The 17,314-nt window shown below is 61.0% G+C and carries 15 protein-coding genes and 1 tRNA gene; 9 read left to right on the top strand and 7 right to left on the bottom strand.

The features are described 5' to 3' along the window. Window positions 1-34: 34 nt before the first annotated feature. Window positions 35-916, bottom strand: coding sequence for a peptidylprolyl isomerase (locus RLCC275e_RS19495; RefSeq protein WP_033182093.1), 882 nt, complete (start codon window positions 914-916; stop codon window positions 35-37). A 246-nt stretch (window positions 917-1,162) separates the two neighbouring features. Here RLCC275e_RS19495 and secA point away from each other — a divergent pair, with 246 nt between their 5' ends. From secA to RLCC275e_RS19510, 3 genes are all read left to right on the top strand, one after another. Beyond that, window positions 1,163-3,880 (top strand): preprotein translocase subunit SecA, encoded by a 2,718-nt coding sequence (gene secA, locus RLCC275e_RS19500; RefSeq protein ID WP_033182092.1) that lies wholly within the window; start codon window positions 1,163-1,165, stop codon window positions 3,878-3,880. 180 nt (window positions 3,881-4,060) lie between these two features. After that, entirely contained in the window at window positions 4,061-5,476 is a 1,416-nt protein-coding gene (locus tag RLCC275e_RS19505) for a lipopolysaccharide biosynthesis protein (protein ID WP_033182137.1), read from the top strand. After that, on the top strand, window positions 5,477-6,754 hold the full coding sequence (locus RLCC275e_RS19510) for a GNAT family N-acetyltransferase (RefSeq protein WP_130669661.1): 1,278 nt from the start codon (window positions 5,477-5,479) through the stop codon (window positions 6,752-6,754). A 26-nt stretch (window positions 6,755-6,780) separates the two neighbouring features. Here the strand turns inward: RLCC275e_RS19510 and RLCC275e_RS19515 are convergent, their stop codons facing one another. Continuing rightward, window positions 6,781-8,415 (bottom strand): AMP-binding protein, encoded by a 1,635-nt coding sequence (locus RLCC275e_RS19515; RefSeq protein ID WP_033182136.1) that lies wholly within the window; start codon window positions 8,413-8,415, stop codon window positions 6,781-6,783. A 225-nt stretch (window positions 8,416-8,640) separates the two neighbouring features. Between RLCC275e_RS19515 and RLCC275e_RS19520 the strand changes: the two genes are divergently transcribed. Next, complete coding sequence (locus RLCC275e_RS19520) at window positions 8,641-9,621, top strand: aldo/keto reductase (RefSeq protein WP_033182090.1); 981 nt, start codon at window positions 8,641-8,643, stop codon at window positions 9,619-9,621. A gap of 90 nt (window positions 9,622-9,711) precedes the next feature. Here RLCC275e_RS19520 and RLCC275e_RS19525 read toward each other — a convergent pair whose 3' ends face one another. After that, the gene (locus RLCC275e_RS19525; protein ID WP_033182089.1) at window positions 9,712-10,290 is read right to left on the bottom strand and encodes a TetR/AcrR family transcriptional regulator; all 579 of its coding nucleotides are present in this window, start codon (window positions 10,288-10,290) and stop codon (window positions 9,712-9,714) included. Window positions 10,291-10,419: 129 nt separating this feature from the next. On the opposite strand from RLCC275e_RS19525, the gene RLCC275e_RS19530 reads away from it, so the two are divergent. Together RLCC275e_RS19530 and RLCC275e_RS19535 are read left to right on the top strand one after the other, a co-directional pair. Further along, on the top strand, window positions 10,420-11,715 hold the full coding sequence (locus tag RLCC275e_RS19530) for an MFS transporter (RefSeq protein WP_033182088.1): 1,296 nt from the start codon (window positions 10,420-10,422) through the stop codon (window positions 11,713-11,715). 125 nt (window positions 11,716-11,840) lie between these two features. Then, window positions 11,841-11,925: transfer RNA gene (locus RLCC275e_RS19535), tRNA-Leu, on the top strand. 192 nt (window positions 11,926-12,117) lie between these two features. On the opposite strand, the gene RLCC275e_RS19540 is transcribed toward RLCC275e_RS19535, so the two are convergent. Next, complete coding sequence (locus RLCC275e_RS19540; RefSeq protein WP_003543268.1) at window positions 12,118-12,405, bottom strand: hypothetical protein; 288 nt, start codon at window positions 12,403-12,405, stop codon at window positions 12,118-12,120. A 169-nt stretch (window positions 12,406-12,574) separates the two neighbouring features. After that, on the bottom strand, window positions 12,575-12,859 hold the full coding sequence (locus RLCC275e_RS19545; RefSeq protein ID WP_033182087.1) for a hypothetical protein: 285 nt from the start codon (window positions 12,857-12,859) through the stop codon (window positions 12,575-12,577). Between the two features lie 212 nt (window positions 12,860-13,071). On the opposite strand from RLCC275e_RS19545, the gene RLCC275e_RS19550 reads away from it, so the two are divergent. Continuing rightward, window positions 13,072-14,820, top strand: coding sequence for a cation:proton antiporter domain-containing protein (locus tag RLCC275e_RS19550; protein ID WP_012759156.1), 1,749 nt, complete (start codon window positions 13,072-13,074; stop codon window positions 14,818-14,820). 98 nt (window positions 14,821-14,918) lie between these two features. On the opposite strand, the gene RLCC275e_RS19555 is transcribed toward RLCC275e_RS19550, so the two are convergent. Beyond that, complete coding sequence (locus RLCC275e_RS19555) at window positions 14,919-15,209, bottom strand: hypothetical protein (protein ID WP_033182086.1); 291 nt, start codon at window positions 15,207-15,209, stop codon at window positions 14,919-14,921. A gap of 196 nt (window positions 15,210-15,405) precedes the next feature. On the opposite strand from RLCC275e_RS19555, the gene RLCC275e_RS19560 reads away from it, so the two are divergent. Further along, complete coding sequence (locus tag RLCC275e_RS19560) at window positions 15,406-15,996, top strand: YqaA family protein (RefSeq protein ID WP_033182085.1); 591 nt, start codon at window positions 15,406-15,408, stop codon at window positions 15,994-15,996. A gap of 78 nt (window positions 15,997-16,074) precedes the next feature. Beyond that, window positions 16,075-16,590: a disulfide bond formation protein B gene (locus RLCC275e_RS19565; protein ID WP_033182084.1), complete on the top strand. Its 516-nt coding sequence runs from the start codon at window positions 16,075-16,077 to the stop codon at window positions 16,588-16,590. Between the two features lie 76 nt (window positions 16,591-16,666). Here the strand turns inward: RLCC275e_RS19565 and RLCC275e_RS19570 are convergent, their stop codons facing one another. Continuing rightward, window positions 16,667-17,224 (bottom strand): HNH endonuclease, encoded by a 558-nt coding sequence (locus RLCC275e_RS19570; RefSeq protein ID WP_011653702.1) that lies wholly within the window; start codon window positions 17,222-17,224, stop codon window positions 16,667-16,669. Window positions 17,225-17,314: the final 90 nt, after the last annotated feature.

The raw sequence follows: 17,314 nt of genomic DNA on the forward strand, positions 1-17,314 counted from the left end.
AAGGGCCTGGAAGAACCGGGCCCTGATGCGAATATTACGGTTTCGGCGCCGGGGCGACGGGCTCGCTGCCCGGCTCCGGCTGCTTGTTGGCCTGGTCGTAGCCCTTGCGCAGCGTCTCGTCCACGATCTCAATCTTGGCGGAGGCCTTTGCCTTGTTCAGAAGCTCAAGATACTTGTCGCGCATGACGAGTTGACGAACCTGATCCTGCACCTGTTCGAAGGGCGGCGGCGGAGCATCGCGCTTATCCTCGACCTTGATGACGTGGAAGCCGAAATCAGTCTTAACCGGCGTCTTGGAATAGGTGCCCTTCTCAAGCGCGAAGGCTGCGTCTTCGAATTCCTTGACCATGCGGCCGCGCGAGAAATAGCCGAGATCGCCGCCTTCCGACTTGTTCGGATCGGTGGACTTTTCCTTGGCGAGTTCGGCAAAATCCTTGCCGGCGTCGAGCTGCTTGATGATGTCCTTGGCTTCGTCCTCGGTCTTGACGAGGATATGACGGGCGTGGACTTCTTCCTGCTTCGGCAGGGCGGCGACTTCCTTGTCGTAGCGGGCCTTGACTTCGTCAGGCGTCACGATGTCGACGACATGCTTTTTGAAGTAGGCATTGTGCAGCTCGCGGTCGGTGAGATACTGCATGCGCTTCTTGAATTCGTCGGTCTGATCGAGCTTCTCGGCCGCAGCGTCGGCGGCGAGCAGCTTCACGTCGATGGCGGCGGAAAGGGCTGCGACCTTCTTCTGGTCATCGGGAAGCTGCGCCAGCTGGGGGTCGAGATTGGCGACGGCGAGGTCGAGTTCCGACTGGTGGATTTCCAGGGTGCCGACCTTGGCGATGACGGCGTCATCGGCATAGGCCGGGGCCTGGAGCGCAACAAAAGTTGCAAACGCCAGAACGGCAAGTTTGTTGGTGCTCAACATGAAATACCCTTCACAGTTACATTGCCGGTTTCAGCATCCCCTGAATCCAGCCCAAAATAGCCATCAACACCGGATTGTGGCCTTTCTGTATCCGCCAAATCCGTTGACATCATTCGACCCCCCTCTTATCTGTCACGCAACCTCGCGTCCAGAACAGTTTCCGGGCGTTTTAAGGCGCGCGCCTGATTTTCGGCTGGGCCGCGGACAAGAAACGCCGGGGATGAATATTGAGAAAGGGCCAGTCATATGGTCAGCTTTGGCGGTATAGCCCGCAAGTTATTTGGGTCTTCCAACGACCGCCGCGTGCGGTCCTACCAGCCGAACGTCACTGCCATCAACTCTATCGAAGAGAAGACGAAGGCCCTGACGGACGAGCAGCTCGCGGCAAAGACCGTGGAGTTTCGCGCCCTACTCGCCGAGGGCAAGACGCTCGACGACATTCTGATCCCAGCCTTTGCTGTCGTGCGCGAAGCCTCGCGCCGCGTTCTCGGCCTGCGACCTTTTGACGTACAGCTGGTCGGCGGCATGATCCTGCATTCGAATGCGATCGCCGAGATGAAGACCGGCGAAGGCAAGACCCTCGTCGCCACCCTGCCGGTCTATCTGAACGCGCTTTCCGGCAAGGGCGTGCACGTCGTCACCGTCAACGATTACCTCGCCCAGCGCGATGCCGCCACCATGGGCCGCGTCTACGGCTTCCTCGGCATGACCACCGGCGTCATCGTCCACGGCCTTTCCGACGAGGAACGCCACGCGGCCTATGCCTGCGACATCACTTACGCCACCAACAACGAACTCGGCTTCGATTATCTGCGCGATAACATGAAGTACGAGAAGAACCAGATGGTCCAGCGCGGCCACAACTTCGCAATCGTCGACGAAGTGGACTCGATCCTCGTCGACGAGGCGCGCACGCCGCTGATCATCTCCGGTCCGCTCGACGACCGCTCCGAACTCTATAATACGATCGACGCCTACATTCCGCTGCTGGTGCCCAGCGATTACGAGATCGACGAGAAGCAGCGCTCCGCCAACTTCTCCGAAGAGGGCACCGAGAAGCTGGAAAACCTGCTCCGCCAGGCCGGCCTCTTGAAGGGCAACGCGCTCTACGACATCGAGAACGTTGCGATCGTCCACCACGTCAACAACGCACTGAAGGCCCACAAGCTGTTCCAGCGCGACAAGGACTATATCGTCCGCAACGACGAAGTCGTCATCATCGACGAGTTCACCGGCCGCATGATGCCGGGCCGCCGCTATTCGGAAGGCCAGCACCAGGCGCTCGAAGCCAAGGAAAAGGTGCAGATCCAGCCGGAAAACCAGACGCTGGCCTCGATCACCTTCCAGAACTACTTCCGCATGTACGACAAGCTCGCCGGCATGACCGGCACGGCGCAGACGGAAGCGGAAGAATTCGCCAATATCTACAATCTCGATGTCATCGAGGTACCGACCAACCTGCCGATCAAGCGCCTCGACGAGGACGACGAGGTCTACCGGACCTTCGACGAGAAGTTCAAGGCGATCATCGAAGAGATCCTCGACGCCCACAAGCGCGGCCAGCCGGTGCTGGTCGGCACCACCTCGATCGAGAAATCGGAACTGCTCGCCGAGCGCCTGCGCAAGCAGGGCTTCGACGACTTCAAGGTGCTGAACGCCCGCTACCACGAGCAGGAAGCCTATATCGTCGCCCAGGCCGGCGTGCCGGGTGCCATCACCATCGCCACCAACATGGCCGGTCGCGGCACCGACATCCAGCTCGGCGGCAACCTCGACATGCGTATCGAGCGCGAGCTCGGCGAAGTCGAAGCGGGTCCGGAGCGTGACGCCCGGATCCAGGCGATCATCGAGGAAATCAAGGAACTAAAGCAGAAGGCGCTCGACGCCGGCGGCCTCTACGTCATCGCTACCGAACGCCATGAAAGCCGCCGCATCGACAACCAGCTGCGCGGCCGCTCCGGCCGTCAGGGCGATCCTGGCCGCTCGAAGTTCTACCTGTCGCTTCAGGACGACCTGATGCGCATCTTCGGCTCCGACCGCATGGACAGCATGCTGACCAAGCTCGGCCTCAAGGAGGGCGAGGCGATCGTCCATCCCTGGATCAACAAGGCCCTGGAGCGCGCCCAGAAGAAGGTCGAAGCCCGCAACTTCGACATCCGCAAGAATCTCCTGAAGTATGACGACGTTCTCAACGACCAGCGCAAGGTGGTCTTCGAGCAGCGCCTCGAACTGATGGAATCGACCAATATTTCCGAGACCGTTTCCGACATGCGCCGTGAGGTGATCGAGGACATGGTCGAAAAGCATATCCCCGAACGCGCCTATGCCGAACAATGGGATGCCGTCGGCCTGAAGACCGGCGCTTTGAACATCCTCAATCTCGACCTGCCGGTCGAGGACTGGGTGAAGGAAGAAGGCATCGGCGAGGATGATATCCGCGAGCGCCTGACGGAAGCCGCCAATGCGGCCTTCACGGAAAAGGCAGAGCGTTTCGGCGACGACATCATGCATTATGTCGAACGCTCGATCGTCATGCAGACGCTCGATCATCTCTGGCGCGAGCACATCGTCAACCTCGACCATCTGCGCTCCGTCATCGGCTTCCGTGGCTATGCCCAGCGCGATCCGTTGCAGGAATACAAGTCGGAAGCCTTCGAGCTCTTCACCGCGCTGCTCAACAACCTGCGCGAGGCCGTTACTGCCCAGCTGATGCGCGTCGAACTGGTGCAGCAGGCCCCTGCCGAACCTGAACCGCCGCTGATGCAGGCCCATCACCTGGATCCGACCACCGGCGAGGACGATTTCGCCCCGGCGATCTACCAGGCGTCGGAAGTCATCGTTTCGCCTGAAAACCGCAACCCGGATGACCCGGCCACCTGGGGCAAGGTCGGCCGCAACGAGACCTGCCCCTGCGGCTCCGGCAAGAAATACAAGCACTGCCACGGCGCCTTCGAGCAGGTCTGAGGCAAGCCGCAAAGATCCGCGAAAATGCCGCCTCCGGGCGGCATTTTCTTTTCTGCGGCAACGCCGGAAATTCGGAATTTCAGCATCGGACGGCACGCCCGATCCGGAACCGTTTCTTAACCCTGTTCTGGCAAGACTTCAGGTGCGATTTGCCTGACCTCAGAGTTTTGCGTGTTCATCATGGCGGTCATAGAAACAGCGGAGAAGATGCTGCCCGCGGGCCTGCGCCCGATCGGCGGCCGCACGCTGCGTTTGCTTGCGGCCGTGCTCACCGAACGCGGTGAGAGGGCGGCCGCCCAGCGCATGGCGCTGACGGCCTTTTCGATCCGCATCCTCAGCGCCGCACTCGCCTTCGTCTCGCAGATCGTGCTCGCCCGGCTGATGGGCGAATATGAATACGGCATCTTCGTTTTCGTCTGGGTGCTTGTCGTCGTCTTCGGCGATCTCTCATGCCTCGGTTTCCACACCGCAATCGTCCGCTTCCTGCCGCAATACAGGGCAGCGGGCGCTTTCGAAGAAATCCGCGGCCTGACCGGCACGGCGCGCATCTTTGCGCTGCTATCAGGCACGGCGGTGCTCGCTGCCGGCATGCTCGGGCTGCATTTCTTCGGCGATATGATCCAGGTCTATTATCTCGTCCCGATCTTCATCGGTCTGCTTGCCATGCCGATGATCGCGCTCGGCGACATTCTGGAAGGGACGTCGCGGGCAAACCATTGGCCGGTGATGGCACTGAGCCCCGTCTATATCGTCCGCCCCATCCTCATCATCCTCTTCATGCTGATTGCGATTGCCATCGGCGCCGATCACACGGCCGTCACCGCGATGCAGGCAGCACTCGTTGCGACCTACGTTACTGCTCTCGGCCAATATGCCGCAACGCTCTATCGCCTTCGCCGGCATTATGACAACGGCCCGCGCAAGGTCGATTTCCTCGCCTGGTTCAGCGTCGCCTTTCCGATTTTCCTGATCGAGGGCGTGAGCTTCCTGCTCACCAATTCCGACGTCGTCGTCGTCGGCATCTTCCTCGAGCCGCACGATGTCGCCATCTACTTCGCCGCCGCCAAGACGATGGCGCTGGTGCATTTCATCAATTTCTCGGTCAAGGCGGCCTCCGGCCCGCGCTTTTCCTCGATCATCGCCGAAGGCAACCACGGAGAGCTGGCAGCCGCTGCCATCGACGCCGCGCGCTGGACCTTCTGGCCAGCGCTCGGGGTCGGCCTTGTCGTGCTTGCGGCCGGCCATCTGCTGCTGTCGCTCTTCGGCGGCGCTTTTACATCAGGCTATCTGGTCATGGCGATCCTGCTCGCCGGCATCCTCGCCAAATCGCTGGTCGGCCCGGCCGAAACGCTGCTGATGATGGCAGGCAAACAGAACCTCTGCGTCGTGCTCTATGCCGGCGCACTGACGGCCAATGTCGGCCTCAACCTCGCTTTGATCCCGCATTACGGCATCGAAGGCACGGCGATCGCCACGGCCTCCGCCATGGCCGTCGAGGCGATCCTCTTGCATGTCGCCGTGCGCCGCACGCTCGGCATCGTCCTTTTCGCCTTCGCCAGCCCCTCCGCCGCAACGCCAGAAATGAGAGTTCGATAGATGGTGCGTATCCCCCCCGTTACCGAAAGCACCGACAGCGCTGCGAACCGCATGGTACATGATCTCGCAGCACTGCATTTCGAAGCGCCGCAAGCCGAGGCTCGCGCCGAGATCGGCCGGCCGGGGCGCGAGCTCTGCCTCTATCCGGGTAAGCTCGGCTATGAGCTTCAGGATGAGCTCGATTTCCTTTCCAACCGGGCGATGGAACCGAACGTCTTTTTCTCCGGCCGCTTCCTCGCCCCCGCCATGCCGCGGCTCGAAGACCGGCAGGTGAACTTCGCCCTGATCCGCGACCACAGTGCCGGCCGCAGCCGCATGCGCTTCCTTTTGCCGTTTTCGGTCGACAAGCCGGGTTTTGCCGTCGGCCCGTCGATCATCCGCGGCTGGTCGAACAGTTTCGGTCCGCTCGGCACGCCGCTCGTCGATGGCGAGGATGCCGCCGAGACCCTCGACAATCTCTTCGAGGGACTGACCGCCCGTGATCTCAATCTGCCCGGCATACTGGTTCTGCCGGATCTCAGGCTGAACGGTATCTTCGTACGCATGGTCAAGGCCGTGGCGCTCAGCCGCAATCTTCCCGTCACCGTCACCAATCCCTACCTGCGCCCGATGCTGCAGAGCGAGGAAGAGGCACCGGCCTATCTCAGCAAAACCATCGCCTCCTCGCATATGCGCGAGATGCGCCGCCAGTGGCGGCTGCTGGAGGAACAGGGAACAGCGGTCTATACCGTCGCCCGCCAACCGCGCGAAATTCATATCCGCTTCGAGGAATTCCTGGCGATGGAAGCTGGTGGCTGGAAGGGCAAGCGGCGAAGCGCTCTCGTCACCGATCGTTATCACACGGCCTTCGCCCGCGAGGCGGTATCCAACCTTGCCGCCGTCGATGCCGTGCGTATTCACACGATCGATCTCAACGGCAAGGCGATCGCCGCCATCGTCGTGCTGATGATGGGCGGCGAGGCCTATACGTGGAAGACCGCCTACGACGAAAACTATGCCCGCTATTCGCCGGGCAAGCTGCTGATGAGCGAACTCACCGAATGGCATCTCGACGACGCCAACATCGTCCGCTCCGATTCCTGCGCCGTCTCGGATCATCCGATCATGAGCCGCTTCTGGCAGGAGCGCGAGGAGATGGGAACGCTGGTAATCGGCCTGACGCAGAACGGCGACCGCGATATGCGCCAGGTCACTGCCCAGCTGCACATGTACCGGAGCACCCGCAACATGGCGAAGATGCTGCGCGAAAAGATCATGTCGCTTGCCGGCCGGGGCTAAGCACTCCAGCAAAATGCGTAGCGGTTCTATTGCTCGCCCGCAGCCCTCTCCCGCAGCAGCCGGCGGATCACCTTGCCGGTGGTGGTCAGCGGCAATGCATCGATGAATTCCACTTCGCGCGGATATTCGTGCATCGAAAGCCGCGTCTTCACCCATTCCTTGATGTCGGCAGCCAGCGCCTCGCTTGGATGATGGCCTGGTGAAAGCACGATATAGGCCTTGACGATCTCGGTGCGCACGGCATCGGGTTTGCCGACGGCGGCGGCAAGCTGCACGGCGGGATGGCCGAGCAGGCAGTCCTCGATCTCGGCCGGGCCGATGCGATATCCCGACGAGGTGATGACGTCGTCGTCGCGGCCTTCGAAGGTCACATAGCCCTCAGCGTCCTGCCGGCCGATATCGCCGGTGAGCAGCCAGCCTTTGACGAATTTTCGTTCCGTCGCTGCCATGTCGTCCCAGTAGCCGAGGAACATGACAGGATCGGGACTGGCGATGGCGATCTGGCCCGGTTCGCCGACCTGCAACTCGTCGCCCGTCTCGCTGACGATCGCGACGCGATGCCCGGGCACCGCCCGCCCGATGGCGCCGGCCCTGCTGACGCCATAGGCAGCGCTGGATGCGAGCACGAAATTGCACTCCGTCTGGCCGTAGAATTCATTGACGGTGATGCCGAGCGTGCCCCGCGCCCATTCATAGGTCTCGCGGCCGAGCGCCTCTCCGGCCGAGCCGATGGTGCGCAGCACCACATCATATGTCGAGCGCGGATCGGAAACGGACCGCATCAACCTCAACGCCGTCGGCGGAATGAAGGCATTGCGCACTTTCATCTCCGCCATGATGCGATAGGCCATGTCGGCATCGAATTTCTGCGCCGGCGACGAGACGACGGGAACGCCGAGCAGAAGGCTCGGCAGCAGCGCATTGAGCAGGCCGCCGGCCCAGGCCCAGTCGGACGGCGTCCAGACCTTGTCGCCCGGCCGCGGAAACCCCTCATGGGCGAACTGCATGCCCGGAATATGGCCGGGCAGGACGCGGTGGCCATGCAACGCGCCTTTGGGGGGCCCCGTCGTTCCCGAAGTGAAGATCATCAGCGCCGGATCATCAGGACCGGTTTTGGCGATGTCGAAGACAGGGGGATAGCCATCCACCAGTTCGGCGAAAGCAGTCGCATCGCCACTCGCCCCGTCGATGCTGACGATATGTTTCAGCGCCGGCAGGCGTCCGCGGATCTGCCGGATGCGTTCGAGACCGAAACCATTGGTGACGACGGCCGCGGCACCTGCCGCCTTCAGCCGGTATTCCAGCGCCTCGACGCCGAAGAGCAGCGCCAGTGGCAGCGCGATCGCGCCGGTCTTGTAGATCGCCACATGTGCGATCACCGTTTCGAAAGATTGCGGCAAGAGCAACGCGACGCGATCGCCGCGTTTGATATCAAGTGAAACGAGCGCATTTGCAAAAGCCGAGGAACGGTCGGCGAGCGCGCGATATGTCATTGCACGGTGATCGCCGTCGGGGCTGAAATGCTCAAGGCACACGCGCTCGGGATCCCTCGCGGCCCACTCGTCGCTGACGGCGCGGCCGATATTGAAATCCTCCGGGATCTGCCAGGAGAAATTGCAATAGAGATCGTCATAGCGATCGTGGTGGGACGGCAGCTGCATGGTCGGATTCCGATAAAAATGCTGCATCAGCTAACATCTTGCGGCGCGGATGTGCAAGCTGCAGCCTGAATCGACGGCGATGAGCGCGGCTTCAGAAGTCTCGATCACGGATCATTGTGCGCATGCAGCATAGATTCTTCATTTGCCACCCTGCGACTTTGACCATCTCGCGCTAAATCATGGGAGGCAGCCTGGGGATTATCAAATTCATCACGGAGTCGTTTCATGGAATACACAAAATTTGGGAAGACCGGTCTCGAAGTGTCGAAGATCTGCTTGGGCTGCATGACCTTCGGCGATCCCGGCCGCGGCAATCATGCCTGGAGCCTGCGGGAAGAAGAAAGCCGGACGATGATCAAGCAGGCGATCGACCTCGGCATCAATTTCCTCGACACCGCCAACACCTATTCCAACGGTTCATCAGAGGAAATCGTCGGCCGTGCCATAAAGGACTTCGCCAAACGCGAGGACATCGTGCTGGCGACCAAGGTGTTCAACCGCATGCGGCCAGGCCCGAACGGCGCCGGCCTGTCGCGCAAGGCGATCTTCGACGAGATCGACAACAGCCTGCGTCGCCTCGGCACCGACTACGTGGATCTCTACCAGATCCACCGCTTCGACTACACGACGCCGATCGAAGAAACGCTGGAAGCGCTGCACGACGTCGTCAAATCGGGCAAGGCCCGTTATATCGGCGCCTCCTCCATGTATGCCTGGCAATTCGCCAAGGCGCTTTACGTCTCCAGGCTGAACGGCTGGACCGAATTCGTCAGCATGCAGGACCACCTGAACCTGCTCTACCGTGAGGAAGAGCGCGAAATGCTGCCGCTCTGCGAGGATCAGAAGATCGCCGTCATCCCCTGGAGCCCGCTTGCCCGTGGCCGCCTGACTCGTGACTGGGACGAGACGACGGCGCGCAGCGAGACCGACGAATTCGGCAAGACGCTCTACACGCAGTCCATCGATGCCGACCGCAAGATCGTCGGGGCAGTGGCCGAAATCGCCAATGCCCGCAACGTCTCCCGCGCCCAGGTCGCAACCGCCTGGATCCTGCAGAAGAGTGCAGTGACCGCCCCGATTATCGGCGCGTCCAAACCGAACCACCTCAAAGACGCCGTTGCCTCGCTCTCAGTCAAGCTTACCGGTGAGGAGATCGCGGCACTGGAAGCACCCTACATCCCGCACGCCATCGCCGGCTTCAAGTAGCCGCTGGCTTTTCGGTCCTCAGGCACATTCAAGGCAGATCCCTCTCCACCTGGAGAGGGAGATCGAAACCATGGCCATTCGCGACTGAGATTATTTCGGGCTTTCAGGATCGAGCTGCCGGCGCATCGTCACCAGAAACTGCTCGGCAAGCGCTCTGTCCTCGACAGCACGAGCAAGAATGACGGCGCCCATCATCGATGAGAGTGTCGTCGTCGCATTGGCACGGCGCTCCTCTTCCGTTTCCCCGGGAACGATGCCGGCGAGCGTATCGACCAGCACGGACAGCCCATCGCTGAAGACCGCACGGACCGCGCCGCGGCTGCGGCTGACTTCCTGGATCAGCGTTGCGAAGACGCAGCTGCCGCCCGGATCGTCAACTGTGCGCCAGTGGATATAATGGTCGAGAAGGGCTGCCAGCGGCCGGTCCGGCGATTCGGCAATATGCTCCTTCCAGCGCTCTTCCACCCTATCGATCAGCTTGCGGCTGACCTCAAGCGCCAGGTCGTCCTTCGAACCGAAATGACCGTAAAAGCCGCCATGCGTCAGCCCCGCCGCCTTCATGATGTCGGCGACGCCTACCCCGTCGAAACCGTTTTCGCGGAAAAGCACGCCGGCAACGCTCAGGATTCTTTCGCGGTTTTCGGCAAATTTCTCGCGGCTGACCCGCATTTGTCATCTCCAGAAATAGTCGCTTGACAAAATATATGACGTCCATCATCAATACGCAAGAAATATGATGGCCATCATGTAAATCGATCCGCTATCTTCTCGGACCTGAATTCAAACGGAATCTTGCCCATGGTTTCCACAGCCCTCGCCTCCACCCTTGCCCGGCGCAACATCCATTACGGCTGGGTCGTCGTCGCCGCGACCTTCCTCACCATGCTGGTCACCGCCGGCGCCATGGGCGCACCCGGCGTTCTCATCAAGCCGCTGCAGGATGAGTTCGGGTGGGAGACCTCGCAGATTTCCTCGGCCCTTGCGATCCGCCTGATCCTTTTTGGCTTCATGGGTCCCTTCGCCGCCGCCTTCATGAATTATTTCGGCGTGCGCAAGGTCATCGTCTTCGCCTTAGCGCTGATCGGCGCCGGCTTCGTTGGTTCGCTGTTCATGACGACGCTGTGGCAGCTGCTGTTGCTTTGGGGCATCGTCGTCGGTTTCGGTACCGGATTGACGGCCATGGTGCTCGCCGCGACGATTTCCAGCCGCTGGTTTACCAAGCATCGCGGTCTCGTCGTCGGCATGCTCTCGGCAAGTTCAGCCACCGGCCAGCTCGTCTTTCTACCGTTGATGGCGGAGCTGACGGAACGTTACGGCTGGCGCTCGACGGTGTTTTTCGTCTGCGCCATGATCATGGTCGCAGCCCTTGCCGTGCTTGCCTTCATGCGCGACCGCCCCGCCGACCTCAACCTGCCCGCCTTCGGTGAGACGCAGGTAACGCCGCCGCCGGCAAGCACCTCGCTTGGCGCCGCGCTAATGACGCCGATCACTGTCCTCAAGGAAATCTCGAAGACCTCGACCTTCTGGATCCTCTTTGCCACCTTCTTCATCTGCGGTCTCAGCACCAACGGCCTGATCCAGACCCATTTCGTCACTCTCTGCGGCGATTTCGGTATCGTGCCGGTGGCTGCCGCCAGTGTGCTGGCCGTCATGGGCATCTTCGATTTCTTCGGCACCATCGGTTCCGGCTGGCTGTCCGATCGCTTCGACAATCGTTGGCTGCTGTTCTGGTATTACGGCCTGCGCGGCCTCTCGCTGCTCTACCTGCCCTTCAGCGATTTCAGCTTTTACGGCCTCTCCATCTTCGCCGTCTTCTACGGCCTCGACTGGATTGCCACCGTGCCGCCGACCGTCAAGATCGCCGCCGACCGCTTCGGCCGCGAAAAGACCGGCCTCGTCTTCGGCTGGGTCTTTGCCGGACATCAACTGGGAGCCGCCACCGCCGCCTATGGCGCCGGCCTCTCGCGCACCGAGCTTTCGAGCTACCTGCCCGCCTTCTTCGTCGCCGGCGCCTTCTGCCTGCTGGCCTCGATCCTGGCGATTACGCTGAAGAAGTCCGGCCTGAGCAACCCGGCATCGGCCGCCGCCCATTGATATCAGACTAGATCCGGCCTCTAAGCGAGGCCGGATCTCTCTACCGGATCAATCCGATAACTTCGCTTGCCCGTCTTGCGCGTCCGGGCGCTCGCATGTTAGACAGCCGCCCGTTCGCATCCGTTGCCCCATTGGCGGAATTGGTAGACGCGCTCGACTCAAAATCGAGTTTCGAAAGAAGTGCTGGTTCGACTCCGGCATGGGGCACCAGCCTACGCTCTGTGAGCTTCGGCTTGGCAAGCCGAAGAGAGCAGCTAAGCGGAGGCTGTCGCGCCGTAGTTCCGTCAGGAACGAAGGCGGACCGGTTCTATAATGCTCCGGTTAGCTGCACCACCATCTCAATTGCATTGGGCCTCAAAGAGCCGATGGCCCTCAGGAACGAATTTCGCATCTAAGCGAAGCTTACTTATTCTTCAGCAGCCACATCTTGCCGGCCATCGTGATGCCGTAGACATCTTTTGATGCGTCGTCATCCAAGTGCCGCCTCTCCAGAAAGCCCGGCTCCTTCAACTCGCCCAGCGTCTTGGCAGTGACCGACTTTATTTTCTGAGGCCGCTCTTTCCACCGGTCAGTTTTTGCATAAGTCACTGTCGCGTTCTCATGCGTCCATTTATTGGCTGGCTGAGGATAAAGGTCTCCATCCCTGGCGAGTTTAAGTGCGGCGATCTGGGACGGCGTAAGCTCAATCATACTAAAAGATCCTGTGCGGGCGGTGTTTGCGCTGGGAACGCGCTGTTACCAAAGGCGTGCTCATAACACCGACAGACGACTTTCACCACTGCATTGAGATATTCTTGCCACAAAAGGCGAAAACCCGGCTCGTCGGAACCGGGCTTCGTCCTTATCGCACATTTTTTCGTTAATTGCAGCGCCGGACCGTCTTGGTGACCTCGCCTTCGTCGGTCTGTCGGATGACGCTCCTGGTTTCGCAGCCATTATCGCGATAGCGGCGATGCTCGCGTTCGCGCACGGCACCGAAAGTGACGCCACGCTCGCTGATGGTGATGCCGGGTCGTACCCGTTCATGACGATAGCCGTCATCATAGGAACGCTCCCTGACATACACGCTGTCGGCAAGAACAGGCGCTGCAAACGAGCAGGCGGCAAGGGCCGCCACAGTACAGTTCAAGATCATCTTCCGCATGTCGTTTCTCCTTTCTTGATGAAAGAGCAACGAGGCACGACGCAAGTGGTTCCAACATCGGTGACGGCCCGACCGTACCGCGGACGACGTCTGCGCCACACCAGCCAAGACTGAGAACGAAAGCCTGAACAGCAGCCCATTCCCAAATCAACTGTTTAATTTTGCTTGCGCTTCGTCCAAAGTGACCGCCGCTATCACAAGAGAGGGCGGACGTGCATCAGGAAGTAGGACTTATCGCGACGGTCGCCGTCAGTTTCGTTTTTGCAGCGATCCTGGGCTATGGGGCCGACCGGCTTCGGCTGCCGCCGCTCGTCGGTTATTTGATGGCGGGCATCCTGATGGGGCCGTTCACGCCGGGCTTCGTCGCCGATACCGCTCTTGCCGGCCAGCTCGCCGAGATGGGCGTGATCCTTTTGATGTTCGGCGTCGGCCTGCATTTTTCCGCCTCCGACCTGCTCGCCGTGCGCGGCATCGCCGTGCCTGGCGCGATCGGGCGTATTATCCTCGCCACTCTGTTGGGCATCGGTCTTTGCAAACTCTGGGGCTGGAGCCTCGGCGCTGGCATCGTCCTCGGGCTCAGCCTGTCGGTGGCGAGCACCGTCGTTCTCTTGAAGGCGCTGGAGGAGCGCAATCTCGTCAACGCGGCCAGCGGACGCGTCGCGGTCGGCTGGCTGATCGTTGAGGATCTGGTGATGGTGCTGGCGCTGGTGCTGCTGCCGGCGCTGGCAGAGCTTCTGGGTGGTAATGCCAGCACTACGACCAATCACGGCCTCGGTGACCTGCCGTTGGCGCTGACGATCGGCCTGACGCTGCTGAAGGTTGTGGCCTTCGCCGCCATGGCGATTTTCCTCGGCCCTCGCATCGTGCCCTGGCTGCTGACGATGATCGCTCGCACCGGCTCGCGCGAACTCTTTACGCTGACGGTGCTGGCGATCGCACTCGGCATTGCCTTCGGCTCGGCGGCGATCTTCGGCGTCTCCTTTGCACTCGGCGCATTTTTCGCCGGCGTCGTCATGAGCGAATCCCAGCTCAGCCACAGGGCGGCCGCCGACTCGCTGCCGTTGCAGAATGCCTTCTCCGTGCTGTTCTTCGTCTCCGTCGGCATGCTCTTCGATCCCTCCATCCTGGTGCGCCAGCCGCTGGCCGTCATCGGTGCGCTGGCGCTCGTCATCCTCGGCAAGGGCATCATCACCTTCCTCATCGTCATCCTGCTCAGATACCCGATCAGCATGGGACTGACATTGGCCGGCGGCCTCGCCCAGATCGGCGAGTTTTCCTTCATACTTGCCGGCCTCGGCGTCTCACTCGGGCTCCTGCCGCATGAGGGCCAGGATCTGATCCTGGCTGCCGCGATCCTGTCGATCACGCTTAACCCGATCGTGATCTTCGCGACCGACGGCCTGAAGAAATATATCCATTCGAAATGGCCCTCCCTCTGGGAAAGCTACGGCAGGAGCAGGCAGAAGGCGCTCGGCAAGGAGCTCGAAAAGATCAGGGCGCTCGGCGAAGAGCGCGAGCGCCAGCACCAACTGAAGATGCAGCAGCTGATCGAGACGTTCCCGCTGTTCTCGGAGGTCGACGAGGACGCACAGGAGGAACTGCTGCTGCTCTTCAAGGCGAAATCCGCGCCGCCTGGCGAACGCGTCATCCGCCGCGGCGACCGCGGCGACAGCATGTATTTCATCTCCTCGGGCGCGGTGGAAGTGCGGCTCGCCAGTGGCGCAATCCGCCTGGAGCCCGGCGCTTTTTTCGGCGAAATGGCGCTATTGACCGGCGCACGGCGCACGGCCGACGTCATCGCCGTCGATTTCTGCCAGTTCGAGGTGCTCGAACGGCGCGACTTCAACATGTTCATGTCGCACCATCCGCATCTGCGCGCCGCCGTTAGCGAAATGGCCCAGAAGCGGACGGAAATGAACGTCCTGCGGCAGCAATGGGAAAAGTCGATGGACCTGTCCTGACGCAACCATCACCGCATGTCAGCGGCAATCGCGTAAAACAAAAAGTTAGAGCGATTCTGCGTTTCCGTGAAAAGCTGAACCGCGCTAGCGTGATGGCTTCAGCCCGCCGGCCAATAGCCATCGGAGCGGAAATCCTCCGGGATCGGGTCGAGCCGCGACAATGTCTCGGCGGCGAAATCGATCTGCAGCGACAGGTGTTTAAGTGACGCCAGCATCGGCACGCCCGTCGCGAATTCCCGGATGCGGGACAGATGATAACCGCTCTCGCTGATCCGTCGCGCAGCCTCCCGGCGCACGTCGTCTTTGCTTGGTACGCGCCGCTCTTCGGACCAGTCATCCATTTGCGCGGCCTGCCCACGGCCGCCTTCGATCACTTTGAACATTCTCATGCCACCCTGCACGTCGACCCCAAACTAGCTTGCCGCAGAATGGCCGATTCGCAATCCCGTGAAATCTTGGGAGAGGTGCCGACACCCCGCATCACGAAAATTTTTCGACGGCGGTGGCAGGAAGGACACGGGCGAGCATTTACAGCGCCGCGCACGGCCCCTAAAGCTTTTTGCACCGCAACAGGAAGGAAACGGAATGCTCCGCAGACTTTACGACTGGACCATGTCTTTGGCCTCGCGCAAATCGGCCGAAGTCTGGCTCGCCGTCATCGCCTTCGTCGAAAGCTCCGTCTTTCTCGTCCCCGCCGATGTGCTCTTTCTGCCGATGGCGCTTGCCAAGCCGGAACGCTCCTATCGCTATGCGTTGATTGCGACTGTCGCCTCCGTACTCGGCGGCATCGCCGGCTGGGCGCTCGGTTATTACGCCTATGAGACGGTGGCGCGGCCGATCCTGGAATTCTACGGCAAGCTCGAAGCCTTCGAGCAGATGAAGGCCTATGTCACCTACGAGACGATCCTGCTGCTGCTCGTCACCTCGGGTCTTGCGCATCTGCCGCCGATCAAGATCGTCACCATCCTGTCCGGCGTCATCCACGTCAATCTGGGGCTTTTCATCGTCTCGGCGATCGTCGCGCGCGGCGCGCGTTTCCTCTTCCTCGCCTGGCTGCTGCGCCGCTATGGCGAGCCGATCCGTGATTTCATCGAGAAGCGGCTCGGCCAGATCGTCGGCATCGGCGCCGCCGCCGTGATCGTGTTATACCTCGCCTACCGCTATCTCGCTCACTAGGCGAGAATGATTTTTGGCCGAATAGGCCTAAAATCTGAATTCGCATCTCATGCTCTACCAACGTCGCGGAGTTCCGCCATGACTGCCACTTCCTCGCCGCTCGCCCGCCCCGGCTTTATCTATTCCCTGTTGCTCGCCATCGGCATGGCGGCGGCGGTCGGCACCGCGCTCGGCTTCCAGTATATCGGCGGTTATATCCCCTGCGCGCTCTGCCTGTTGCAGCGCCAGCCCTATTATTACGCCATCCCGATCGCGATCTTGGCCGCCATCTCCGAACTCGTCGGCCTGCCGAACTGGATCACCCGGGCGCTCATTCTCGCGGCCGGCATGCTGATGCTGGTGACGGCAGGCATGGGTGTTTATCACGCCGGTGTCGAATGGCACTTCTGGCCCGGCCCGGCCACCTGCTCGACGACGGCAAGCAGCATGACGACCAATGCCGGCGATCTGCTCGGTGAGCTCAACACAATCAAGGGGCCGTCCTGCACCGATGCGGCGCTGCGCGTGCTCGGCCTGTCTTTTGCGGGCTGGAACGTGATTGCCGGAATCCTGCTCGCAGCCTTTGCCTTTGTCGGCGTTCGCAAGGCCGCCTGATAAAATTATGCAGCATTCGAAGTGCTGCAGCGTCCTTGCGCCTCTTGAAAGACGCGCGGCGTTGCAGGTCGTTCGATCAGGGCTGCAGTTCGGTATCCCAGTAGAGATAGTCGAGCCAGCTTTCATGCAGATAGTTCGGCGGGAACAGCCGGCCGTTATTGTGCAGATCCTGCACCGTCGGCTGGTAGGGCTTCTGCGCCGGGAACATGCCTGCCTGCTTCGGAAGCTTGCTGCCCTTGCGCAGATTGCAGGGCGAGCAGGCTGCCACGACATTTTCCCAGGTGGTCTCGCCGCCATGGGCACGCGGGGTGACGTGGTCGAAGGTCAGGTCGTCATGGGCGCCGCAATACTGGCATTCGAACCGGTCGCGCAGGAAGACGTTGAACCGGGTGAAAGCGGGATTACGGGACGGCTGAACGTAAGTCTTCAGGCACACGACACTCGGAAGACGCATCGAAAAGCTCGGCGAAGAAACCGAATGTTCATATTCTGCAATGATGTTCACACGGTCGAGAAATACCGCCTTGATCGCGTCCTGCCAGGACCACAACGACAAGGGGTAATAACTCAGCGGCCGGTAGTCAGCGTTCAGGACGAGCGCCGGCAGGGCCTGTGGGGAGACTGCAATCGTCAAGGGACTCTCCTGATCGATTCGGCATCTGCACCTGTATATTAGGCCGGTTGTTACAGGATTGTGAAGTCCAATAAATTCAGAGGATAAAGG

Origin of the sequence: Rhizobium brockwellii, assembly GCF_000769405.2 — a bacterium.
Taxonomy (GTDB): Bacteria; Pseudomonadota; Alphaproteobacteria; order Rhizobiales; family Rhizobiaceae; genus Rhizobium; species Rhizobium brockwellii.